The following is a 23,758-nucleotide window of genomic DNA, read 5'->3' on the forward strand; positions in this document are numbered from 1 at the left end:
TAGTGGCCGGGCGACTGCGGCGACATGCCGAATTGGGTAGGGTCGATTCACTGCGCTACAATCTTGCGTTTTTCGAGCCGACTTCCACGAGGTATCCCATGGTTCACAGCATGACGGCCTTTGCCCGCAACGAGCAGGCAACCGCCCACGGCACCCTGAGCTGGGAGTTGCGCTCGGTCAATCATCGCTATCTCGAGCCGCACCTGCGCCTGCCGGAAGCTTTCCGCGATCTGGAAGGCGCAGTGCGCGAAGCACTGCGCCAGGGTCTGTCGCGCGGCAAGGTGGAATGCACACTGCGCTTCGCCGAAGAAAGTGCCGGCAAGCAACTGCAGGTCGACAGCGAGCGCGCGCATCAGTTGATCAACGCCGCCGAGCAGGTCGCCGCACTGATCCAGCAACCGGCTCCGCTCAACCCGCTGGAAGTGCTGGCCTGGCCTGGCGTGCTGGTGGCCGACTCGGCCGACCCGCAGGCACTCAACGCTGCCGCACTGAAGCTGTTTGACCAGGCGCTGGGCGAACTCAAGGCCGGCCGCGCCCGCGAAGGTGCCGAGCTGGCCAAGCTGCTCAACGAGCGCCTCGACAGCATCCTCGACGAGGTCGCCGCCTTGCGCGAACTGGTGCCGCAGATGCTCGCCGGCCAGCGCCAGAAGATCGAAACCCGCTTCGCCGAGATGCAGGCCGAGCTCGATCCACAACGTCTGGAGCAGGAGCTGGTGCTGCTCGCGCAGAAGAGCGACGTGGCCGAGGAGCTGGATCGCCTCAGCACCCACGTCAGCGAAGTGCGCCGCGTGCTCAAGGCCGGCGGTGCTGCCGGGCGACGCCTGGACTTCCTCATGCAGGAACTCAACCGCGAGGCCAATACCCTCGGCTCCAAGGCGTTCGATACACGCAGCACACAGGCTGCGGTCAACCTCAAGGTGCTTATCGAGCAGATGCGCGAGCAAGTGCAGAACATCGAGTGAAAACTGCTGCGCTAGGCTATACCGCGTTTAAATCAGGTTCGAAATGCTCATTTACCGTCGTAAACTCCGCTTTCTCACCTGATTTCGCCTTGCCTAGCCGTCGCTCGCTACGTTTTCACGCCCACCAAGATTTGCTCAGGAAGCTCTAATGGCCACCATCGGCACCCTCTACATCGTTTCCGCACCCTCCGGCGCCGGCAAGACCAGCCTGGTCAAGGCCCTGATCGACAGCGAAGCGCAGATTCGCGTTTCGGTCTCGCACACCACTCGCGCCATGCGCCCGGGCGAAGTGGATGGGGTGAACTACCACTTCGTCGACCATGCGCAGTTCAACGCCATGCTCGAACGCAGCGAGTTCCTCGAACATGCCCAGGTATTCGATAACCTTTACGGTACTTCGCAGAAATGGGTCGAGCAGACGCTGGCCGAAGGCTTCGACCTGATTCTGGAAATCGACTGGCAGGGCGCGCAGCAGGTGCGCAAGCTGATGCCGCAGGCCAAATCCATCTTCATCCTGCCGCCGACCCAGGAAGCGCTGCGCCACCGCCTGACCAATCGCGGACAGGACAGCGGCGAGATCATCGAGCGGCGCATGCGCGAAGCAGTCAGCGAAATGAGCCACTACGTCGAGTACGACTACCTGGTGATCAACGACGACTTCAACCACGCCCTGAGCGACCTGAAAGCCATCTTCCGCAGCAACCAGTTGTCGCAAACTCAGCAACAACAGCGCCATGCCGGCCTGCTCAGCGAACTGCTGGCGTAAAACAGCGCTTCCATTGTCGCTGGTGATTTTTTAGACTATTCAGTCCGCTCGCCCGCTCGGGCCAAGCTTATCCGCACACGTTACGAGGAACACCATGGCTCGCGTTACCGTCGAAGATTGCCTGGACAACGTTGATAACCGCTTCGAACTGGTCATGCTCGCGACCAAGCGTTCGCGCCAGCTGGCCACCGGCGGCAAAGAGCCGAAAGTGGCTTGGGAAAACGACAAGCCCACCGTAGTTGCCCTGCGCGAAATCGCTGCCGGCCTGGTGGACTATGAAGTCGTCGCCCAGGAAGACATCGTCGAAGAAGAACCGCTGTTCGCTGCCTTCGAGGAAGAGGCCAACGAGCCTCTGTAAGTCGATGATGCCGGGTCGAAGTCACGCGGCGCAGGGCCACAGCTGCCAACGGGAGAGTCTCCCATGGCTGGCATAGACGCTCTCGCCGACCGACTTTCGGCCTATCTCGGCCATGACCAGGTCAACCTGGTACGCCGAGCCTACTTCTACGCCGAACAGGCGCACGATGGCCAACGCCGCCGCAGTGGCGAAGCCTACGTGACCCATCCGCTGGCCGTGGCCAGCATCCTCGCTGAAATGCACATGGATCATCAGAGCCTGATGGCCGCCATGCTGCACGACGTCATCGAAGACACTGGTATCGCCAAGGAAGCGCTCAACGCGCAGTTCGGCGAAACCGTGGCCGAACTGGTCGACGGGGTCAGCAAACTGACCCAGATGAACTTCGAGACCAAGGCCGAGGCGCAGGCCGAGAACTTCCAGAAGATGGCCATGGCCATGGCCCGCGACATCCGCGTGATTCTGGTCAAGCTCGCCGACCGCCTGCACAACATGCGCACCCTCGATGCCATGCCGCACGAGAAGAGCCGGCGCATCGCCAAGGAAACCCTGGAAATCTACGCCCCCATCGCCAACCGGCTGGGCATGCACAACATGCGCGTGGAGTTCGAGGACCTGGGCTTCAAGGCCATGCACCCGATGCGCTCCGAGCGCATTCGCGCCGCTGTGCGCCGCGCTCGGGGCAACCGCAAGGAAATCGTCGCCAAGATCGAGGAATCGATCCAGATGTGCCTGCAACGCGAGGGCATGGAAGGCGAAGTGATCGGCCGCGAGAAGCACCTCTACAGCATCTACCAGAAGATGCGCGGCAAACGTAAGGCGTTCAACGAGATAATGGACGTCTACGCCTTCCGCATCATCGTCGACAAGGTCGACACCTGCTACCGCGTACTCGGCGCCGTGCACAACCTGTACAAGCCGTTACCCGGGCGCTTCAAGGATTACATCGCGATTCCCAAGGCCAACGGCTACCAGTCGCTGCACACCACGCTGTTCGGGATGCACGGTGTGCCCATCGAGATCCAGATCCGCACCCGCGAGATGGAGGAGATGGCCAACAACGGCATCGCCGCGCACTGGCTGTACAAGTCCAACGAGGATGAAGCGCCCAAGGGCAACCACGCCCGCGCGCGCCAATGGGTCAAAGGCGTGCTGGAGCTGCAGCAACGCGCCGGCAACTCGCTGGAATTCATCGAAAGCGTGAAGATCGACCTGTTTCCGGACGAGGTCTACGTGTTCTCGCCCAAGGGCCGCATCATGGAGCTGCCCAAAGGTTCCACCGCGGTCGACTTCGCCTATGCAGTGCACACCGACGTCGGCAACACCTGCATCGCCTGTCGCATCAATCGTCGCCTGGCGCCGCTATCGCAAGCGCTGGAAAGCGGCTCGACGGTGGAAATAGTCACTGCACCGGGCGCGCGCCCGAATCCGGCCTGGCTCAACTTCGTGGTCACCGGCAAGGCGCGCACGCACATCCGCCACGCCCTCAAGCAGCAGCGCCGCTCCGAATCCATCAACCTCGGCGAACGCCTGCTGAACAAGGTGCTGGCCAGCTTCGATACGCACCTGGAGAAGATTTCCCCCGAGCGCATTCAGACAGTGCTCGGCGAATACCGCCAGGAGGTCATCGAGGACCTGCTCGAAGATATCGGCCTGGGCAACCGCATGGCCTATGTCGTCGCCCGCCGCCTGCTGGCCGAGAGCGGCGACGAGACCCTGCCGAGCAGCGAGGGCCCGCTGGCGATTCGCGGCACCGAAGGCCTGGTGATGAGCTACGCCAAGTGCTGTACGCCAATCCCAGGCGACCCCATCGTCGGCTACCTGTCCGCCGGCAAGGGCATGGTGGTGCACATGGAGACGTGCCGGAACATCGTCGACATCCGCCACAACCCGGAAAAATGCATCCAGCTCAACTGGGCCAAGGATGTCACCGGCGAGTTCAACGTCGAGCTGCGCGTCGAGCTGGAGCACCAGCGCGGCCTGATCGCGTTGCTGGCCGGCAGCGTCAACGCGGCCGATGGCAACATCGAGAAGATCAGCATGGACGAACGCGACGGCCGCATCAGCGTCGTGCAACTGGTGGTCAGCGTGCATGACCGTGTGCACCTGGCCCGCGTGATCAAGAAACTGCGCGCCCTCAAGGGCGTGATGCGTATCACCCGAGTACGCGCCTGACACAATTCCCCTGTTTCCAGTCTGTAGACTGGGCGCTCGACCCAGCCAGTTCTCACAAGGAGCGATTCATGAGCAAGACCGTCATCACCAGCGACAAAGCCCCAGCCGCCATCGGCACTTACTCCCAAGCCATCAAGGCCGGCAACACCGTCTACATGTCCGGCCAGATCCCACTGGACCCGGTGAGCATGGAGCTGGTCGAAGGCTTCGAAGCACAGACCGTGCAGGTGTTCGAGAATCTCAAGGCCGTTGCCGAAGCCGCCGGCGGTTCGTTCAAGGACATCGTCAAGCTGAACATCTTCCTCACCGACCTCTCGCACTTCGCTAAGGTCAACGAGATCATGGGCCGCTACTTCGAACAACCCTACCCGGCTCGTGCCGCCATCGGTGTTGCCGCTCTGCCGCGTGGTTCGCTGGTGGAAATGGACGCTATTCTGGTTCTGGAATAAGCGCCGCAGCGGGGCCTGAGGCCCCGCTCTTCCCTCCCCTCCCAGCATGGAGATCGCCATGCGTCTGCTTCCCCTGCTGCTCTGCGCGGCCCTGCTGGCCGGCTGTGCCAGTAAGCCCAACAACGACCCGAGCGGAACCTGGATCAACCAGGCAGCCATCGATGCCGCCCGCGAAAGCGGTCGCCTGCGCGAAGCCCTGCTCGCCTACGGCCCCAACCTCGAATGGCACATCGCCCCCGAGCGGCAGCAGGCCAGCTACAGCAATGGCTTCGAGCTGGCCGAGGGCAGGCTGCAGAGTGCTGGAGAGGGGCGCTGGCAGGTGACCTTCTACGGTGATTACAACGAGCAGCTCGCCATGCAGAATGGCGAACTGGTGCAGATCACCAGCGAATACTGGCCCGAGCAGCACTTTACCCGCGTCGACAACCCCAGCGAACCCAGGGCCCTGGGCAGCAGCTTTGAACAGGCGTTGTACCGCGACTACCTGGGCGGCGAGTGGCTGATCGAAGAAGGTTTGGGTCAGGGCGGCCTGGTGCGCTTCAATAGCGACGGCCAGGTGCAGGGCCTGCCCGGCGCCGAACGCTTCGCCCTGTGTTTGGCGGGGGACTGCGCGGCCATGAGCGGCGAACATGACAGCCTCTGGCTGCAGGCTGGCGACCAGGGTAGCCCCTGGCTATTCGTGCATGAAGGCAATCAGCTGCGCATCTTCGAAGCACAGAACCGTGCCCAGTTCGACGAAATGCCCGAGTACCAGCCCGGCCCACAACGTTGGTTACTCAAACGCCGCTGATCAGTGCAGGCCTGACTTTTCATTGGTCCCGCAGGATCGCCGCATAGCCCTCGCGGTAACTGGGATACTGCGGCGTCCAACCCAGCGCGCGAGCGCGGGCATTGCTGCAACGCTTGCTGCCGGCGCGGCGCACGCGCTGCTCGTCACTCCAGTGGCTGACGCTCAGTTGCCCACGCAGCCAACCTACTACCTCGTGCAGTGGCGCCGGTTCATCGTCGACGCCCAGGTAGCAATCGGCCAGGAGCACGCCAGCGGCGTCGGCCTTTAGCAGCGTTGCGAGCAGCCCCGCTGCATCATCGACATGAATGCGGTTGCCGTACAGCGGCGGCGTCTCGCTAACGCGATAGCCACCACGCACCTGGCTCAGCAACCACTCACGGCCGGGGCCATAAAGGCCGGTCAAGCGTACCGTGGTCGCCGGCAGGCCACTGTCCAGCGCGACGCGCTCGGCCTCACGCATGATCACCGCAGAGAAACTCTGGGCCTCGGCCGGAGAATCTTCGTCGATCCATTCGCCCTCCTGCTGCCCATATACCCCGCTGCTGGAGGCGAACAGGATGCGCCGTGGTCGCTGGCCATGCTGCGCCAGCCAGCCCAGCACACGGCGCAGGCCATCGACATAAGCGGCGCGATAGCCCGCTTCGTCGTGCTGGATGGCCGCCGCGCAATACACCAAATAATCCAGGGGTCCCTGCGGCCAATCCGGCGGACAAGCATCGGCATGCAGGTCGCCCGCCAACGGTTCGATGGCAGCTGGCAATGCGGCCACGTTGCGGCGCATGCCCAGCACGCGCCAGCCCTGTTCGGCCATACGCAGACCAAGACGGGTACCGACATCCCCGCATCCGGCAATCAGCAAGCTGTTGCATCCCGACATGCTTTTCTCCACGACTTCTAGGCGACGGCGCAGTGTAACAGGCCGTTTGCAGCCGTCAGCGCAGCGCATGGACGCCGGTGGTAGGGCGATGCACACGCCAAAGGCGAGATAGTTTTGCAACAGTCTATTAGCCCGGTTGGTTCATCTGTTTGCAAAGGCTATGCTTGTCGGCAATTTAATGGATAAACACTATGACCCTAACCGAACTGCGGTACATCGTCACCCTCGCCCAGGAACAGCATTTCGGCCGCGCCGCCGAGCGCTGCCACGTCAGCCAACCGACCCTGTCGGTTGGCGTGAAAAAGCTGGAGGACGAGCTTGGCGTGCTGATCTTCGAGCGCAGCAAGAGCGCCGTGCGACTGACCCCGGTCGGTGAAGGCATTGTCACCCAGGCGCAGAAGGTGCTGGAGCAGGCCCAGGGTATTCGCGAGCTGGCCCAGGCCGGCAAGAACCAGTTGGCTGCGCCGCTGAAGATCGGCGCCATCTACACCGTTGGCCCCTACTTGTTCCCGCACCTGATTCCACAGTTGCACCGGGTCGCCCCGGACATGCCGCTGTACATCGAGGAAAACTTCACCCATATCCTGCGCGACAAACTGCGCACCGGTGAACTCGACGCCATCATCATCGCCCTGCCGTTCCAGGAGGCCGATGTACTGACCAAGCCGCTGTACGACGAGCCCTTCTACGCCCTGCTGCCAGCCGGCCATCCCTGGGCGGAGCTGGAGACCATCGACACCAAGCTGCTCAACGACAAGAGCCTGCTGCTGCTCGGCGAGGGCCACTGCTTCCGCGACCAGGTGCTGGAAGCCTGTCCGACCCTGCGCAAGGGTGGCGACGACCACGGCAAGCACACCACGGTAGAATCCAGCTCGCTGGAAACCATCCGTCATATGGTCGCCTCCGGCCTTGGCGTATCGATCCTGCCGTTCTCGGCAGTCGACAGCCATCACTACGCGCCGGGCGTGATCGAAGTGCGTCCGCTCAGCGCACCGGTGCCGTTCCGTACCGTGGCCATCGCCTGGCGCGCCAGCTTCCCGCGACCCAACGCCATTGAAGTGCTGGCCGATTCCATCCGCCTCTGCTCGGTCGCCCGCAGTCCGCAGACCAAGGCAGTCTGAGGCCAGAAGTGGGCGAGCTGGCAGCGGTTTCCGTCACCGCGCTCAAAGGCGTAGGCGCCGCCCTGGCCGAGAAACTGGCCAAGGTCGGCCTGGAAAATCTGCAGGATGTGCTGTTCCACCTGCCGCTACGCTACCAGGATCGCACGCGCATCACCCCCATCGGCGCGCTGCGCCCGGGGCAGGATGCGGTGGTCGAGGGCATCGTTGCCGGCGCCGATGTGGTCATGGGCCGGCGGCGCAGCCTGCTGGTACGCCTGCAGGACGGCAGCGGCACGCTGAGCCTGCGCTTCTTTCACTTCAGCCAGGCGCAGAAGGACGGCCTCAAGCGCGGCACCGCCCTGCGCTGCTACGGTGAAGTGCGCCCCGGCGCCACCGGCCTGGAAATCTACCACCCGGAGTACCGCGCACAGAGCGGCGACGAACCGGCCCCGGTGGAGCAGAGCCTGACGCCCATCTACCCAACCACCGAAGGCTTGACCCAACAGCGCCTGCGCCAGCTCAGTCAGCAGGCACTCGCGCGTCTCGGCCCGCGCAGCCTGCCAGACTGGCTGCCCGAGGAGTTGGCCCGCGACTATCGCCTGGCGCCGCTGGACGAGGCCATCCGCTACCTGCACCGGCCGCCGCCAGACGCCGATGTCGAAGAGCTCGCCGAGGGCCGTCACTGGGCGCAACACCGCCTGGCCTTCGAAGAGCTGCTGACTCACCAGCTGTCCCTGCAGCGCCTGCGTGAACAGGTACGCGCGCAACAGGCACCGGCGTTGCCGCCGGCAACGAAGCTGCCGCAACAGTACCTCGCCAACCTCGGCTTTGCCCCCACCGGCGCGCAGCAGCGCGTGGGCGCCGAGATCGCCTACGACCTGGCGCAGAGCGAACCGATGCTGCGCCTGGTGCAGGGTGATGTCGGCGCCGGCAAGACGGTGGTCGCGGCACTGGCTGCGCTGCAGGCACTGGAGGCCGGCTATCAGGTGGCTCTGATGGCGCCGACCGAAATCCTCGCCGAGCAGCACTTTCTCAACTTCAGCAAATGGCTGGCACCGCTTGGCCTGGAAGTCGCCTGGCTAGCCGGCAAGCTCAAGGGTAAAGCCCGCGCCGCCGCTCTGGAGCAGATTGCCGGCGGCTGCCCGATGGTGGTCGGCACCCATGCCCTGTTCCAGGACGAAGTGAAGTTCAAGCGCCTGGCCTTGGTGATCATCGACGAGCAGCACCGCTTCGGTGTGCAGCAACGCCTGGCCCTGCGCCAGAAAGGCATCGACGGACGCCTCAGCCCGCACCAGTTGATCATGACTGCCACGCCCATCCCGCGCACCCTGGCGATGAGCGCCTACGCCGACCTCGACACCTCGATCCTCGACGAACTGCCGCCAGGGCGTACACCGGTCAATACCCTGGTGATCGCCGACAGCCGCCGCATCGAGGTGGTCGAGCGCGTGCGCAATGCCTGCCAGCAGGGGCGCCAGGCGTACTGGGTATGCACCCTGATCGAAGAATCCGAAGAACTTACCTGCCAGGCCGCCGAAACCAGCTTCGAGGAGCTTTCCGCAGCACTGGGCGAGCTACGTGTCGGGCTGATCCACGGGCGCATGAAACCGGCAGAGAAGGCCGCGGTGATGGATGAGTTCAAGCAGGGCAAGCTGCAGTTGCTGGTGGCCACCACAGTGATCGAGGTCGGCGTCGATGTGCCCAACGCCAGCCTGATGATCATCGAGAACCCCGAACGCCTCGGCCTGGCCCAGCTGCACCAGCTACGCGGCCGAGTCGGTCGCGGTAGCGCCGCCAGCCATTGCGTGCTGCTCTACCACGCACCGCTGTCGCAGCTCGGCCGCGAACGCCTGGCGATCATGCGCGAGACCACCGACGGTTTCATCATCGCCGAGAAGGACCTCGAGCTACGCGGCCCCGGTGAAATGCTCGGCACCCGGCAGACCGGTCTGCTGCAGTTCAAGGTCGCCGACCTGATGCGCGATGCCGACCTGCTGCCCGCCGTACGCGATGCCGCACAGGCACTTTTGCAACATTGGCCACAACATGTGGCTCCATTGTTGGAACGCTGGTTGCGTCACGGCCAGCAATACGGTCAAGTGTGAACCTGTTCACAGGACAACCGTCGCCACGAACCTTTGCGCAAATCCTCGCTGGTTATACTCCGGGGCACATGCGCCAACGCTGGATATCGATATGACTGAAGCCGCCCTCGCCGCCAACGCCACTGCACAAGCACCCGCCGTGATTGTGCAACTGCTGGAGAAACTCGCCGTACCCTACCAGGTACGCGCGGAGCGACCGGGTCAGCCAAGCGAGGCACGCCTGCAGGCCGTGCTGGTGGACGACGCCATCGGCGCCCTGCTGGTGCTCTACCCGCGTAGCCACATGCTCGATCTGTCGCGCCTGGCCGAACTGACTGGGCGCCAGCTCACCGCGGTCAAACCGGAGCGCCTGGAGCGCATGCTCGGCAAGCACAATCTGGCCGCCCTGCCCGGCTTGCCGCCCCTGACCAGTTCGCCCTGCCTGTACGAAGAACGCCTGCTGCAGGTGCCCAGCCTGCTGATCGAGTCCGGCCAGCCTGGCGTATTGCTTGAAATCCCCACCGAAGCCTTCAAGGCGCTGCTGAGCAAGGCCAGCGCCGCGCGCTTCGGTGAGCCGGTCAGTGCGATCAGACCGAACCTCGATCGCCCGCATGATGACCGCGCGGAAATCACCCAGGCCGTGCAGGCCTTTACCGCACGCCGCATCCAACAGCGCCTGGAAGAAACCATCGAGATTCCGCCGCTGCCGGAAACCGCACAGAAGATCATCAAGCTGCGCGTCGACCCCAACGCCACAGTGGATGACATCACCGGCGTGGTCGAGACCGATCCAGCACTGGCCGCCCAGGTAGTCAGCTGGGCGGCCTCGCCCTACTACGCCGCGCCCGGCAAGATTCGCTCGGTGGAAGACGCCATCGTCCGCGTGCTGGGCTTCGACCTGGTGATCAACCTGGCTCTCGGCCTGGCATTGGGCAAGACCCTGAGCCTGCCCAAGGATCAGCCGCAGCACGCCACGCCCTACTGGCAGCAAGCGATCTATACCGCCGCAGTGATCGAAGGCCTGACCCGCGCCATGCCGCGCGCGCAGCGCCCTGAAGCCGGCCTGACCTACCTGGCCGGCTTGCTGCACAACTTCGGTTACCTGGTGCTCGCGCACGTGTTTCCGCCGCACTTCTCGCTGATCTGCCGCCACCTGGAGGTCAACCCGCACTTGTCTGCCGGGTACATCGAGCAGCATCTGCTGGGCATCACTCGCGAGCAGATCGGTGCCTGGCTGATGCGCCACTGGGATATGCCGGAAGAGCTGTCCAGCGCCCTGCGCTTTCAGCACGACCCATCTTATGCCGGCGACAGCGCGGCCTTCCCCAATCTGGTGTGCCTGGCCGTCAGCCTGCTGCGCAACCGGGGTATCGGTGCCGGGCCGCAGAGCGAGATTCCTGATGAGCTGTTCGAGGCCCTGGGGCTGAGCCGGGAAAAAGCCGAGGACGCAGTGAGCAAGGTACTCAGTGCCGAGGTCGCCTTGCGTGAACTGGCAGCGCAGTATCAGCAGCCGCAATGAGCGGCTGCTAGCTCCCTAACCCTCAAGGATGGGCTGCTCGCCTCGCACCGAGCGGCCGACGCCCCTTACAACTTGCCCGCCGTCTTGCGCAGCTTCTCCCGACGCTCGGCGAACAGTTGCGGCACCACTTCCAGGCTGATGGCGAGCAGTTGGCTGACACTGGAATGCTCGTAGAGCGCCGCATACTCGGCGAGTTGATCGCTGGGCATCTGCCGGTAGGCATAGAACATGAAGGTTTCCACCGCCTGCTCGCTGGACTGGCGGATGGCATCCGCCTGCTTTTGCGTCTGCGCCTGCAGTTCGGCCTCGCTGAGATTCTCGCCCCGCGCTTTTAGTGCCAACAATGCCTGGGTCTTGCCGACTTCATAACGCAGCAGGCTGGCCAGTTCGGTTGTACGCGCGGCCGCATCGAGACGCTTGACCAGGTCAAGACGCGCACCTCGTGGCGGCTGTTCCTGCAGGCGCTGACGGTATTCAGCCAGGCCTTCGGGCTGCTCACCGACGGTACGCTCGGCAGCGGTGAAGCGCTGCGCCAGCGGGCTATCGAGGCGCTCGCGAGCCTGCTCACCCTGCACAGCATCGAAGCGGGCCCCGACGCGCTTGGCCAGGTCCAGACAAAAAACCTCACCAGCGAACAACTGAGCGATGCGCTTCTGTTCGGCTTCATCCTGGCCGCGCTGCACCAACGGCGCGCTCTGCTCGCAGAGCAGATGGATACCGGCAAGTTCGAACAGTGGTAACAGGGTTTTGGCAGACGCCGACTCGGCCCGCGTAGTGGTGGCGGCCAGCAACAGCAGAGGTAACAGGAAAAGACGCATGGTCAGGCTTTCCGCAGGAACGTGCCTGGAAGCCTAACCAAAGCGTGGCGTCGCGGCCAGCCGCGACGCGCATCAGTGCTGATCAGGCGGCCTTTTTCGGCGCCTCGGTCTTCTTCTTCGGCACCAAGTACTTGGTCAGGCCCTGGAACCACATGACCAGCGCCGGGTTGCCCTGGATCTGGATGTCCTTGTTCTGGATGCCCTGCATGAAGGCCAGCTGCTTGTTCTTCGCGGTCATGGTTGCGAAGCCGTAGGCGCCATCCTTGAAACCGATGGCGAACGCGGGGTCCTTGGCGGTACCGCGCTTGCTGGTGACGCGTTGCCCAGCCACGATGAAGTGGCGTGCGACCTTGCCATCCAGGGTGTGCAGCTGGAAGACCATATCGCGACCTTCGAGCTGCTGGCGGAACGCCGGATTTTCACGACTGGCCTTGGCCATCAGGCGGCCCAGCATCCACAGAAGAAAACGGAATTTCATGCACAGGCTCTCGTGATCGAAGATGATGGCCGCGCATTGTAGTGGTTTTCTTGCAGGACTACAGCCCATCTAAAGCATGGCTGTATCTGCCAATTTCGCAGCGTGGCTGCGCAAGGGGAACCCGGAGCCGAGCGGCTCCGGGTAACGGGCTCAGTTGACCGCGTCTTTCAGGGACTTACCCGGCTTGAAGGCGACGGTGTTGCTGGCCTTTATCTTCACCGGCTGACCGGTCTGCGGGTTCTTACCAGTACGGGCGCCACGGTGGCGTTGGACGAAAGTACCGAAGCCAACCAGGGTCACACTGTCCTTGCGGTTCAGTGCGCCGGTGATTTCTTCCAGTACGGCGTTGAGTACACGATTGGCCTGATCCTTGGTCAGATCAGCCTTTTCGGCGATGGCGGCGGCGAGTTCCGGTTTACGCATAATTGCCTCTTTGACGGTTTTTTGTTGTTGTGTCCGTGCTGTCCTTCCAGAACAGCGCCCAAGGCGCCGCAACAGCTCTGCGCTGCGGCAGACCCTTGGGAGAATGGCATGCCGCATCGCACTGCGCCAGTGTCGCCCGCCACTTTAACCAGGCAATTTCGTGGCGTATCCGACAGAACGACAGGCAATCATGCCAGTAGCGCTGGTAATTCCTTGTTCAGAGCCAGTTTCTCCTGCACCGCGGCGCCGGTCAGCGCATAGCCGAGCAGCGCCCCAGAGGCCTCGCGGCAGAGCGCCTTGATGTCGCTGCCAGTGCCTTCAACCGTCCATTCACCCTGACTGCCACGCGGCGGTGGCGAGACCACCAACGGGCATGCCGGGGTCTTTACCGTCACCGGCATCGGTCCGTAGCTGACCGCCGTGGGCTCACCTGCCAGGGTCTTGGCCAGGGCCCGGGCGCAGGCCATCAGCGGCATGACGTAGAGCAGGTTGAGACCATCGACCTCGGCGCAGTCACCCAGGGCATAGATGTTGGCGTGCGAGGTGCGCAGCTGGCGGTCAACCATCACCCCACGATTGATGTCGAGACCGGCTGCCGCAGCGAGCGCGGTGCGCGGACGCAGACCCACAGCCGAGACCACCGCGTCGCACTGGATCAGGCTGCCGTCGGACAGCGAGGCCTGCAGCGCATCCCCCTGGCGGTCGAGACTCGCCAGCACCGGGCCGAGATGGAAACGTACGCCCAGCCCCTCCAGACCGGCTTGTACGGCAGAGGCCGCTGCCGAATGCAGCAGACCGGGCATCACCTGCTCGCAGGGTGCCAGCAGCTCTACTTCATAGCCGCCGGCACTGAGGTCGTTGGCAAACTCGCAGCCAATCAGACCGGCGCCGAGAATCAGGACGCGGCGCTTGCCGGCCACGGCGCTGCGAAAGCGCGCGTAGTCTTCCAGGTCATTGATCGGGAACAGTGCATCCTGGGCATCACCCTCTACCGGGACGCGAATAGGCTCGGCGCCCCAGGCCAGTACCAGGTCGCGATATGGCACGGCTTCCTCACCGATCCACAAGCGTTTGTGGCCGGGGTCGATTCCGGTGATACGGGTATGGGTGCGAATTTCCGCGTTGAGCTGCTCAGCCATGGCGCCGGCTTCGGCCATGGCCAGTCCGTCGGCATCCTTGTTCTTGCCGAAACCGGTGGACAGCATCGGCTTGGAGTAGGAGCGGCCGTCGTCAGCGGTGATCAGCAGCAAGGGCGTCTGCGTGTCGAGCTTGCGCCACTCCTTGGCCAGGTTGTAGCCGGCCAGGCCGGTACCGACAATGACGACAGGTGCACTCATGCTGTGATTCCTCGCTACACAAACGACGCGACGGCCCGCTGACCGTCACCATTGATCCAGAAGGGTTCAGGTGCGCCCGATTACATCGAGGCGCCCTTCTCCGCACCTGCCCCAAGGCTGACACGTCTTCTGGGGAAAGGGGCGGGATCACACCCTACTGGATCGGGCGACAGCTGGCCAGAAGCGACTCGGCAGGCCAACCAGAGGTTGGGTGTCGCGACGCAGCGGGAAGAAACTCGCTCGTGCTTACGCCTTTGCAGCGCAGCGGGGATCTGTATCGAGAAAAAACCGCCCGACAGCGCGGGCGGTTCGTTGGGCGGTCTTAGAACGCCAGGCCAACGCGCAGGCCTACCTGCTCCTGCTTGAGCTTGCTGCGCTCGGCGACGGCACTGTTGCTGTCGAGCTCATAGCGGGTCTGGGTGTAGTACAGGCTGGTGCTGATCGGCAGGTTGTTGATGCCCTTGTTCCACAGCATGGTCAGCTCACCGTAGGGATTGACCTTGTCCTTGAGGTCCACGGAGTCGCTGTCGCCATCGACCTTCAGGCGCGCTTCGGAATTGATGGAGTAGCGTGCCCCCACTTCCAGGCGCAGGGTGTAGTCCGGGGTCAGGTAGTTGTAGCCGAGGCCGGCCTTGGCGAAGGGCGATTTGCTGGTCAGCTTGACGTTGCTGTCGAACGGACCGACGTCGTCCTGCTCAATACGGCCCCAGTCGTAACCACCACCGACGATCACGTCGACGTAGTTGTTGGTGCTCAATGCGGCGCGCAGGCCGAGGTCGATATCGGCACGTGCGGACTTGTATTCCACATCGTCCTTGTCACGGTATTGGCCTTCGATGCCCGCCTGGTAGATGAAGCCTTCCTGCCCGGTCAGCTTGTTACCGAAGTGGTAGAACAGACCGCCCTGATTGAGGCGCTCCTTGTCGCTTTCATCGTCCACGGTGAGCTTGTACTGGTTGTGCGAAGCGATGACACCGAAGGTCGAGATGGGGTCGGTGACCGAGTCTGCATAGGCCTGCGAGGCGCCCGCCAGGCACAGGGCGAGTGTTGCTTTGGGGGTTATGCTGGACAGCTGCATGACGATTTCCTTGGCAATGAGTGGATAACGCCGCTCACCGGGAGGTGGGACGCAAGTACCTAGACTTTCGATGCAGCGAGTGATTCGCCAAATCTGATGAGCGGTCGCGAAACTGAACGGGCCCTGAACGGGCCTGGATTTGGCGAGGAAATCCTGACCTTATGATCAGGCCTTATTGTCCGTTTTCGCCGAAGGTGGCGCCTTGCGCATTCAATCCAGCTTGACCACCTTGGCCATGACCACCTTGGGCCCCTTCATCTTCTTGACGATGATGCGCAGGCCATCGGTTTCCAGCACTTCCTCTTCGTCAGGCATGCGCTTGAGGGTCTCGTAGATCAGCCCGGCGAGGGTCTCGGCCTCGATATGGTCGAGGTCGACGCCCAGCAGTCGCTCGACCTTGGCCAGCGGCGTGTCGCCACGCACCAGCAACTTGCCCGGCTGGTAGGCGAGGATGCCGCGCTCGGCCTTGCGGTGTTCGTCCTGAATATCGCCCACCAGGGCTTCGAGCACGTCTTCCATGGTCAGGTAGCCGATCACCTTGCCGTCGGCCTCCTCGACCAGGGCGAAATGCGCGCCGCCCTGGCGGAACTGCTCCAGCAGCTGCGACAGCGGCATATGCCGGCTGACGCGCTCGAGCGGGTGCATCAGATCCGCCAGTTTCAGCGCCGATGGCAACATCTCCAGCAGCGACAGGTGCAGCAGCAGATCCTTGATGTGCAGCACGCCGACGAACTCGCCCTTGCTCTCGTCGAAGATCGGGTAGCGGCTGTACTTGTGGCGGCGGAAGGTGGTGAACACCTGATCCAGACTGGCGTTGAGCTCGAGAAAGATCAGGTCTTCGCGCGAGTTGGCCCAGTCCACCACCTCCAGCTCGCCCAGCTCGACCGCCGAAGCCAGCACGCGCAAATCCTGGTCGTTGTCGCTGGTGGCACGGCTGGAGTGCAGGATCAGCTTGAGCTCGTCGCGGCTGTAATGATGCTCGTGGTGCGGCCCCGGCTCGCCCTGCCCGGCGATACGCAGAATGGCGTTGGCGCTGGCGTTGAGCACGAAGATCGCCGGGTACATCAGCCAATAGAAGGCGTACAGCGGCGCGGCCGTCCACAACGACAGCAGCTCCGGTTTACGAATCGCCCAGGACTTGGGCGCCAGCTCGCCGATGACGATGTGCAGGTAGGAAATGATCGAGAACGCAGTGAAGAAGGCGATGCCGTGAATCAGCTTGGGCGACTCCACGCCAATCGCTACCAGCAGCGGCGTAAGCAGCTCGGCGAAGGCCGGCTCACCGACCCAGCCAAGCCCCAGCGACGCCAGGGTGATACCCAGCTGACAGGCTGACAGATAGGCGTCCATCTGGTTGTGCACGGTGCGCAGGATATGTCCGCGCCAGCCATGGGCCTCGGCCAGGGCATCGACCTTAGTCGCGCGCAGACGCACGATGGCGAACTCCGCGGCGACGAAGAAGCCATTGAGCAAAACCAGGAACAGGGCGAACAGCATGAGGCCGAAGTCGGCGAAGTAGGCAGAAACGGGGAGACTCGTGGAGGGGTCCATGAAGGTTCGGATTAGCCAAAGATCGCTAGAGGTTGGAGCTTCGCCGCGTCGAATGCAAGCACTCAGCGCGTGCGCTGCACCACCTGCGCCGGGGCGAAATGGCAGGTGAAGGTGCTGCCCTTGCCAGGAACACTGCTGATCTCCAGGTTGCCACGGTGACGCAGCAGCACATGCTTGACGATGGCCAGGCCGAGACCAGTGCCCCCCGTGTTGCTGGCGCGGCTCGAATCGACGCGATAGAAGCGCTCGGTCAACCGCGGCACGTGCTTGGCCTCGATGCCCATACCGGAATCACTGACCGACAGGTGTGCACCCTGCTCGTCACCCCACCAGCGAATGCGGATATCGCCACCGGCCGGGGTGTACTTCACCGCATTGAACACCAGATTGGAGAAGGCGCTACGCAGCTCTGCCTCACTACCTTTGAGCTTCAGATGCGGATCGGCCTCCAGGGTGATGCGATGCAGGTGCTCACCAGACAATGCCTGGGCATCGTTCTTGATCGACAGCAGCATCAGGTCGGCCGCCACGGGCTGATTGTCCGACGGGTAGTCGGTGGCTTCCAGCTTGGCGAGCAGGAGCAGATCGTTGAGCAGGGTCTGCATGCGCGCGCCCTGTTGCTGCATCTGCTGCAATGCGCGTAACCAGCGCGGATTGATCGCTTCGACGTTGTCCAGAAGCGTCTCCAGATAACCGGCGATCACCGTCAGCGGCGTGCGCAGCTCGTGGGAGACGTTGGCGACGAAGTCCTTGCGCATCTGTTCCAGCTGATACAGGCGGGTGACATCACGCACCAGCAGCAGGTGCTCGCGATTACCGTAGCGGGTGATATGGAACTGCAAGCGGCGGTGATCGTTGATCGGAGAAGGAATCTCCAACGCATCGGCATAATTGCCACGCTCGAAGTACTCCTTGAAACGCGGGTCGCGCACCAGGTTGGCCAATTGCTGGCCACTGTCCTGCGGGGTTTTCAGCCCCAGCAGCGTTTCCGCTGCACGGTTCCACCATTCCAGGTTGCCATGGCTATCGAGCATCAGCACAGCGTCCTTGAGGGCAGCAGTGGACTCCTGCACCCGGTCGATCACCGCCTGCAGGCGGCCACGCGCCTTCTGGTTACGCCGTTGCAGGTGGTAGATGCTGTCGAACACCTCGCCCCACAGGCCGTAGCCATCCGGCGGCGGTTCGTCGGGTTTGTGCTCGCGCAGCCATTTGTGCAGGCGCAGCAACTGGCTGAGGGTCCAGCCCAGATGAATGGCCAGGCCGCCAGCCAACACCCAGGCGTACTGCCCGGTGATGAAGCCCAGCAGCAGGCAGGCACCGATCAACAGCAACAGCCGGCGCACCACGGCGCCACGCCAGTTTTGATTCACGATGGAGCGCATCCTTGTCAGAAGAGCGAGTGCGCAGAAGCACCGCGCTAGCAATCAACCCTTGGTGGAGAAACGATACCCAGTCCCGCGCACGGTTTGTACCAGGTTTTCGTAAACATCACCGAGCGCCTTGCGCAGACGGCGGATATGCACGTCGACGGTACGTTCCTCGACGTAGACGTTGCCGCCCCAGACCTGATCGAGCAGTTGACCACGGGTGTAGGCGCGCTCCTGATGGGTCATGAAGAACTGCAGCAGACGATATTCGGTCGGGCCCATCTCGGCCGGTTTACCGTCGATGGTTACACGATGACTGATAGGGTCGAGCAACAGGCCGCCAACTTCGATCGGCGCCTCGCCATCACTGGGACCGGCACGGCGCAGCACGGCCTTGAGGCGGGCCACCAGTTCACGCGGCGAGAACGGCTTGGTGATGTAGTCGTCGGCACCGACTTCCAGCCCCTGGATCTTGTTGTCCTCTTCGCCCTTGGCGGTGAGCATGATGATCGGGATATCACTGGTCAGCTCGTCACGCTTGAGCCGGCGCGCCAACTCGATGCCGCTGGTGCCGGGTAGCATCCAGTCGAGCAGGATCAGATCGGGTTTGCGGTCGACGATCACGGCGTGGGCCTGCTGGGTATTTTCCGCCTCCAGGCACTCGTAACCGGCCATCTCCAAGGCCACCGCAATCATTTCGCGGATCGGTGCTTCGTCATCGACGATCAGGATATTCTTGCCAACCATGGGGCCTTAGCCTCTATTCGTTCTCTGTCTGCGCCGCATTAGATAACGAAATTATTGCAACGATATGACAGATGCGCGGCAGCACTTAACGCAACGCGTAATCCAGCACGATCCCGATGAAGATCGCCAGCCCTGCCCAGTGGTTGTGCAGGAAGGCGTTGAAGCACACCAACGGCTCGCGACGGCGGGTCACGTGGAACTCCCATGCGAAGCAGGCGGCGGCCACCAGCAGACCGAGGTGGAAGTACAGGCCCAGCTCGAAGCGCGCGCCAGCCAGCAGCAGGCAGAGCAGTGTGAGCCCCTGCAGGATGGCGATGATCAGCCGGTCGGCGTCACCGAACAGAATGGCCGTGGATTTCACCCCAATCTTCAGGTCGTCCTCACGGTCGGCCATGGCGTAGTAGGTATCGTAGGCCACGGTCCACAGCAGGTTGGCGATGTACAGCAGCCAGGCCTCCGGCGGCAGGCTGCCGGTTTCGGCGGTGAAGGCCATCGGCATGCCCCAGGAGAAGGCCGCGCCGAGCATCACCTGCGGGTAGAAGGTGTAGCGCTTCATGAAGGGGTAGCAGGCAGCCAGGGCCAAGCCGCCGAAAGACAGCCAGATGGTAGTGGCATTGGTGAACAACACCAGCACGAAACTCAGCGCCACCAGCACGGCGAACAGCGCCAGCGCCTCGCGCGGCTTGACCTTGCCGCTGGCCAGAGGGCGCGCCTTGGTACGGCTGACGTGGCCGTCGAAGTTGCGGTCGGCGTAGTCGTTGATCACGCAACCGGCGGCCCGCATGAGGATCACGCCGACGACGAAAATGAACAGGTTCTTCGCGCTCGGCACGCCTTCGGCCGCCACCCACAGCGCCCACAAGGTCGGCCACAGCAGCAGATAAATGCCGATGGGCTTGTCCAGGCGCATCAACTGAATGAAATCCCAGGCGCGCGGGTGCAGGCGGGTGGTCGATTGCAGCAGGCGGGTGTACATCGAGGCGTCTCCGTGCAGGTAGCGCGGATTATACGAGGAAGCGTGTGCGGGAGGCGCTTTAGCGGCGATGCTCACCGCCACAAGCGGTTCAACGCGTAGAGCATACTCGGCTTTGGCTTCCTGCGTCGCTTTACCTCCCGCATCCATGCAGCGTGTAGGGCGTACTCGCGAAGCAGTACGCCATGTGCCTGACAAACAACAGGCATTAGCCTGAGTAGACAATGGTAATGCGAACGCTAGGCCTCGATGCCCGCCGCTCGCCAGAAGTCTGGCAGGAATACCTCTGCTACCAGCACCCCCAACGGCCCCCGGCTGAAGCACGAACGCCGCGCCCACAGGCGCTCTTCGCGCACCTCCTGCGGCAGCCAGGCCGCTGGATAACGGCAGGCTTGCAACTCGCCCCGATCAAAGGCCCGGTCACTGAACAGCAGCTCGCCCAGCGAGCGACTGCCCAGCTCGGCCAGATTCAAGCCGGAACCTTCCAGCGCACTGCGTGCGGCAACGCTACGGGCGAATACCCAGGCTTGCCCATGGCCACGCAGATACACCTCGCGCACCCAACCCTGGCTGCCATCGGCCACGCCGAGCAGTGCGCACTCGTCACTGCGCAGGCACTGCCAGCCTTCCTGCAGCGGCGTCACCGAGAAGCCGTCGTCGGATAGCGCGGTCAGGCGCCGGGTCAGCGAATCCTCGTTGAACAGCCAGTCGCGCACACCGGCACAAGGCTGCGGATGCAACTGGGCATTGGTGAGCCAGCGCGGCGGATGGGCGAGAGCGGCGTGAGGCACGGCAAGAAGTCACTACAGATCGAAAGCGCGCGAGTCTAGCACGACACGCCGCACTGGCCGCCTATCTGGCTTGAAGTAAGAAGAACGACGTAAAAAGATATCAACTAACCTGCAGGGCAAGCTGTTCAAGAGGAATCAAACGCCGGCATCCCTTAGATGCGGGCCATGCGCCCCGCGATAACCGCGCTTTGGCCGGTACCCCGTAAGCGAACGGGCATCACACCTTGCCGGCGGATACCCAGTTGTGCGGCAGCAGCTCGGCCAGGGCGCTGGCCTTCTGCGTCGGCAGGCGCATGAGCACATCCTTCAGGTAGGCGTACGGATCGTGTCCGTTCAGGCGGGCTGACTGGATCAGCGTCATCAAGGCTGCGCCACGCTGGCCACTGCGTAGCGAGCCGGCAAACAGCCAGTTGGCGCGCCCCAGGGCCCAGGGACGGATCTGATTCTCGATCCAGTTGTTGTCGATGGGTAGGTTGCCGTCATCCAGGTAGCGCACCAACGCTGCCCAGCGCTTGAGGCTGTAGTCGAGTGCCTTGGCGATCGCGCTGCCTTCCGGCACCTTCTGCCGCTGCCCAAGCATCCAGCTATGCAGGCCATCGATGATCGGCCTGGCTTTGTCCTGGCGCAGTTGCCGTCGCTGTGCGGCGAGCAACTCTCGCCCTTCGCGCTCCACCTCGTACAGCTGACCGATGTACTGGAGGGCCTGCTCGGCCAGTTGACTCTGGTTGGCGGCATGCAGGTCGAAGAACTTGCGCCGTGCATGGGCCATGCAGCCGATCTCGGTCACGCCTTGCTCGAAGCTGGCCTTGTAGCCGGCGAAGTCGTCGCAGACCAGTTTGCCTTGCCAGTCACCCAGGAAGCTGCGCGCGTGCTCGCCGGCCCGGCTCGGCCTGAAGTCGTAGACCACGGCCTTGAGGTCGGCGAAGGGGCTGGGGGCATAAGCCCAGACGTAAGCCCGCTGGGTCTTCTTTGTGCCCGGAGCAAGCATCTGCACTGGGGTTTCGTCGGCGAGGATGACGTCCTGCTGAAGCAGGCAGTCGCGCAGGGCATCGACCAGGGGTTGCAGTTGGACGCCGCATGCGCCGACCCATTGCGCCAGTGTGGAGCGCGCGATGGCCAGCCCGGCGCGGGCGAAGATCTTTTCCTGGCGGTACAGCGGCAGGTGATCGGCGAACTTGGCCACCATGACCTGAGCCAGTAGCCCGGCAGTCGGGATGCCCTTGTCGATCACCTGCGCCGGCACTGGGGCCTGGATCAGCGTTTCACACTGGGCGCAGACCCACTTGCCACGGATATGCCGCTCGACGGTGAAGGTGCCCGGGGTGTAGTCGAGCTTCTCGCTGACGTCTTCACCGATGCGCTTGAGCTGGCAGCCGCAGGCACACTGGGTGCTGTCCGGCTCGTGAAGTATCAGCGTGCGCGGCAGTTCGGCCGGCAGCGGCGCTCGCTTGGGCTGCTGCCGTGGCTCGCGCTTGGCGGGCTCTGGTCGGGCCGTTTCAAGCTCTGCCTCGATGGCGGCGATGTCGGCCTCGATCATCTCGTCCAGCAGATTGAGCTGGTCGGCATTGAGCTGCTCGCTGCGGCGGGCGAAGCGGTGGCGCCGCAGCACGGCGAGTTCGTGGTTCAACCGCTGGTTGAGCGTTTCCAGGTGATCGACGCGCTGACTCAACTGCGCGGCCAGTTGGCGCAGTTGCTCGGGTGTCAGGTGATCGAAAGCGGCAGGACTCATGGCGCCGAGTGTGCTGATTGTCGGCCCCCTCGGCGATAGGCCATTGGCCTAATTGCACCCCGGCTACAGGAGTCTGATCTCGGCATCCGGCCCAAGACGCTGCCAAGGCAGGCCGACCACCAGGGCCTGCAACTGCTCGGGGCTGAGTTCCAACTGCTGTCCCTGCCAATTACCCGACCAGACGAAGCGCCCTCGATTGAGCCTGCGAGCAGCCAGCCAGATGCCGAAGCCATCGTGCACCAGCACCTTCATCCGGTTGGCGCGCTTGTTGGTGAACAGGTAGGCGCAGTGCGGCTGTGCCGCACCGAACACTTGAACCACCCGGGCCAACGCGGTTTCGGTGCCGGCGCGCATGTCCAGCGGCTCGGTGGCGAGCCAGATGCGCTCGATACGGATCACTTCAGCAGCTCGCGCAGGAAGCGGGCGCAGCCTTCAGGATCGTTGCCCGGCCACTGCACCGACAGCTTGCCGGCCCAATGGGGAATGGCGATCTGGATGGCCCTGTCGGCCGCACTCGGGGTAGCCGGCCCGCTCGGGACGAGAGGAATCGGAATAAAACCTGAAGGCGCAGCGGGCAGCTGTGCCTGCTGGCGGCGAATCCACTTGTGCACGAGATTGGCGTTGAGGCCGGGGCTCAAGGCCACGCCGGCACCCGAGGCGCCGGGCTGGGTACACTCATCGACGACCTGAGCCTTGAAGGATTTGGGATAGGAGCGGCGTTGGCCTGGCACGGGAGATCCTCCGCAAGGGGCTTGAAATGGTGTCCACCAAAAACAGGTGGACACCATGCCGCTAGCTGGAAGAACCGGGGAGGTGTGTTGGCCAGACGCTTACGGTACCCCTACGCGATGGCCTGAGCGTATTTTCCGCGCCGCAAAGAAGAAACCCCAGACCGCGAGTGCGATCTGGGGTTTCGTATAGGAGCTTGACGATGACCTACTCTCACATGGTGAAGCACCACACTACCATCGGCGATGCGTCGTTTCACTACTGAGTTCGGGATGGGATCAGGTGGTTCCAACGCTCTATGGTCGTCAAGCAATTCGGTTGGGATGTCGCTGTTAGGCGCTATCCCTTGGATACGTGATAGATGATTTGTAGTTCTTGCAAATTTTCGGCTTTCTGTCGACTTCACCATCGACACCCTCTGCTTTGAGGGCAGATTGTTTGGGTGTTATATGGTCAAGCCTCACGGGCAATTAGTATTGGTTAGCTCAACGCCTCACAGCGCTTACACACCCAACCTATCAACGTCGTAGTCTTCGACGGCCCTTTAGGGAGCTCAAGGCTCCAGTGAGATCTCATCTTGAGGCAAGTTTCCCGCTTAGATGCTTTCAGCGGTTATCTTTTCCGAACATAGCTACCCGGCAATGCCACTGGCGTGAC

The 23,758-nt window shown here is 63.2% G+C and carries 23 protein-coding genes and 2 rRNA genes; 9 read left to right on the forward strand and 16 right to left on the reverse strand.

Annotation, left to right across the window (positions count from 1 at the left end; translation table 11 throughout):
* The first annotated feature begins 98 nt into the window (after positions 1-98).
* From ACNFCJ_RS12675 to ACNFCJ_RS12700, 6 genes are all read left to right on the forward strand, one after another.
* Positions 99-962 (forward strand): YicC/YloC family endoribonuclease, encoded by an 864-nt coding sequence (locus ACNFCJ_RS12675; RefSeq protein ID WP_416771684.1) that lies wholly within the window; start codon positions 99-101, stop codon positions 960-962.
* A 148-nt stretch (positions 963-1,110) separates the two neighbouring features.
* Entirely contained in the window at positions 1,111-1,728 is a 618-nt protein-coding gene (gene gmk, locus ACNFCJ_RS12680; protein WP_143507462.1) for a guanylate kinase, read from the forward strand.
* Positions 1,729-1,822: 94 nt separating this feature from the next.
* Complete coding sequence (rpoZ, locus tag ACNFCJ_RS12685) at positions 1,823-2,086, forward strand: DNA-directed RNA polymerase subunit omega (RefSeq protein ID WP_003242550.1); 264 nt, start codon at positions 1,823-1,825, stop codon at positions 2,084-2,086.
* A 63-nt stretch (positions 2,087-2,149) separates the two neighbouring features.
* Complete coding sequence (spoT, locus tag ACNFCJ_RS12690) at positions 2,150-4,261, forward strand: bifunctional GTP diphosphokinase/guanosine-3',5'-bis pyrophosphate 3'-pyrophosphohydrolase (protein ID WP_143507463.1); 2,112 nt, start codon at positions 2,150-2,152, stop codon at positions 4,259-4,261.
* Between the two features lie 68 nt (positions 4,262-4,329).
* Entirely contained in the window at positions 4,330-4,710 is a 381-nt protein-coding gene (locus ACNFCJ_RS12695) for a RidA family protein (RefSeq protein WP_106735135.1), read from the forward strand.
* A 58-nt stretch (positions 4,711-4,768) separates the two neighbouring features.
* Positions 4,769-5,500, forward strand: coding sequence for a hypothetical protein (locus ACNFCJ_RS12700; protein WP_343351420.1), 732 nt, complete (start codon positions 4,769-4,771; stop codon positions 5,498-5,500).
* A 19-nt stretch (positions 5,501-5,519) separates the two neighbouring features.
* On the opposite strand, the gene ACNFCJ_RS12705 is transcribed toward ACNFCJ_RS12700, so the two are convergent.
* Entirely contained in the window at positions 5,520-6,377 is an 858-nt protein-coding gene (locus ACNFCJ_RS12705; RefSeq protein WP_416771688.1) for an NAD-dependent epimerase/dehydratase family protein, read from the reverse strand.
* Between the two features lie 191 nt (positions 6,378-6,568).
* On the opposite strand from ACNFCJ_RS12705, the gene ACNFCJ_RS12710 reads away from it, so the two are divergent.
* From ACNFCJ_RS12710 to ACNFCJ_RS12720, 3 genes are all read left to right on the forward strand, one after another.
* Positions 6,569-7,498: a hydrogen peroxide-inducible genes activator gene (locus tag ACNFCJ_RS12710; RefSeq protein ID WP_343351422.1), complete on the forward strand. Its 930-nt coding sequence runs from the start codon at positions 6,569-6,571 to the stop codon at positions 7,496-7,498.
* An 8-nt stretch (positions 7,499-7,506) separates the two neighbouring features.
* Positions 7,507-9,582 carry an ATP-dependent DNA helicase RecG gene (gene recG, locus ACNFCJ_RS12715; protein ID WP_416771690.1) on the forward strand — a complete coding sequence of 692 codons (2,076 nt, stop codon included), beginning with the start codon at positions 7,507-7,509 and terminating at the stop codon, positions 9,580-9,582.
* A gap of 91 nt (positions 9,583-9,673) precedes the next feature.
* Positions 9,674-11,080, forward strand: a complete 1,407-nt coding sequence (locus ACNFCJ_RS12720; protein WP_074860501.1) for an aminoacyl-tRNA deacylase and HDOD domain-containing protein — start codon at positions 9,674-9,676, stop codon at positions 11,078-11,080.
* Positions 11,081-11,145: 65 nt separating this feature from the next.
* On the opposite strand, the gene ACNFCJ_RS12725 is transcribed toward ACNFCJ_RS12720, so the two are convergent.
* The 15 genes from ACNFCJ_RS12725 to ACNFCJ_RS12795 form a co-directional block, all read right to left on the reverse strand.
* Entirely contained in the window at positions 11,146-11,898 is a 753-nt protein-coding gene (locus tag ACNFCJ_RS12725) for a hypothetical protein (RefSeq protein ID WP_416771692.1), read from the reverse strand.
* An 82-nt stretch (positions 11,899-11,980) separates the two neighbouring features.
* Complete coding sequence (locus ACNFCJ_RS12730; RefSeq protein WP_099526727.1) at positions 11,981-12,376, reverse strand: helicase; 396 nt, start codon at positions 12,374-12,376, stop codon at positions 11,981-11,983.
* Positions 12,377-12,526: 150 nt separating this feature from the next.
* The gene (locus tag ACNFCJ_RS12735; RefSeq protein WP_003242571.1) at positions 12,527-12,799 is read right to left on the reverse strand and encodes an HU family DNA-binding protein; all 273 of its coding nucleotides are present in this window, start codon (positions 12,797-12,799) and stop codon (positions 12,527-12,529) included.
* A 188-nt stretch (positions 12,800-12,987) separates the two neighbouring features.
* Positions 12,988-14,136, reverse strand: coding sequence for an NAD(P)/FAD-dependent oxidoreductase (locus tag ACNFCJ_RS12740; protein WP_416771694.1), 1,149 nt, complete (start codon positions 14,134-14,136; stop codon positions 12,988-12,990).
* Between the two features lie 322 nt (positions 14,137-14,458).
* Entirely contained in the window at positions 14,459-15,214 is a 756-nt protein-coding gene (locus ACNFCJ_RS12745) for an outer membrane beta-barrel protein (protein WP_074682260.1), read from the reverse strand.
* A 210-nt stretch (positions 15,215-15,424) separates the two neighbouring features.
* A complete protein-coding gene (locus ACNFCJ_RS12750) occupies positions 15,425-16,765 on the reverse strand; it encodes a hemolysin family protein (protein WP_416771696.1) in 1,341 nt (446 codons plus the stop codon).
* A 62-nt stretch (positions 16,766-16,827) separates the two neighbouring features.
* Entirely contained in the window at positions 16,828-18,147 is a 1,320-nt protein-coding gene (gene phoR, locus ACNFCJ_RS12755; RefSeq protein WP_416771697.1) for a phosphate regulon sensor histidine kinase PhoR, read from the reverse strand.
* Positions 18,148-18,189: 42 nt separating this feature from the next.
* Positions 18,190-18,879, reverse strand: a complete 690-nt coding sequence (gene phoB, locus ACNFCJ_RS12760; protein ID WP_079785221.1) for a phosphate regulon transcriptional regulator PhoB — start codon at positions 18,877-18,879, stop codon at positions 18,190-18,192.
* Positions 18,880-18,964: 85 nt separating this feature from the next.
* Positions 18,965-19,855, reverse strand: coding sequence for a 4-hydroxybenzoate octaprenyltransferase (ubiA, locus tag ACNFCJ_RS12765; RefSeq protein ID WP_343351432.1), 891 nt, complete (start codon positions 19,853-19,855; stop codon positions 18,965-18,967).
* Between the two features lie 236 nt (positions 19,856-20,091).
* Positions 20,092-20,643 carry a chorismate--pyruvate lyase family protein gene (locus tag ACNFCJ_RS12770; RefSeq protein ID WP_343351434.1) on the reverse strand — a complete coding sequence of 184 codons (552 nt, stop codon included), beginning with the start codon at positions 20,641-20,643 and terminating at the stop codon, positions 20,092-20,094.
* Between the two features lie 217 nt (positions 20,644-20,860).
* Complete coding sequence (tnpC, locus tag ACNFCJ_RS12775; protein WP_343350771.1) at positions 20,861-22,372, reverse strand: IS66 family transposase; 1,512 nt, start codon at positions 22,370-22,372, stop codon at positions 20,861-20,863.
* A 63-nt stretch (positions 22,373-22,435) separates the two neighbouring features.
* The gene (gene tnpB / locus ACNFCJ_RS12780) at positions 22,436-22,771 is read right to left on the reverse strand and encodes an IS66 family insertion sequence element accessory protein TnpB (protein WP_003241496.1); all 336 of its coding nucleotides are present in this window, start codon (positions 22,769-22,771) and stop codon (positions 22,436-22,438) included.
* Entirely contained in the window at positions 22,768-23,103 is a 336-nt protein-coding gene (gene tnpA, locus ACNFCJ_RS12785; RefSeq protein ID WP_416771699.1) for an IS66-like element accessory protein TnpA, read from the reverse strand. Before tnpA ends, tnpB begins: the two co-directional genes overlap by 4 nt.
* Before the next feature lie 192 nt (positions 23,104-23,295).
* Positions 23,296-23,411: ribosomal RNA gene (gene rrf / locus ACNFCJ_RS12790) — 5S ribosomal RNA — on the reverse strand.
* A gap of 139 nt (positions 23,412-23,550) precedes the next feature.
* A 23S ribosomal RNA gene (locus ACNFCJ_RS12795) occupies positions 23,551-23,758 on the reverse strand; the annotation flags it as partial.

Source organism: Pseudomonas sp. NY15364 (assembly GCF_048068235.1).
GTDB classification, from domain to species: domain Bacteria; phylum Pseudomonadota; class Gammaproteobacteria; order Pseudomonadales; family Pseudomonadaceae; genus Aquipseudomonas; species Aquipseudomonas mendocina_D.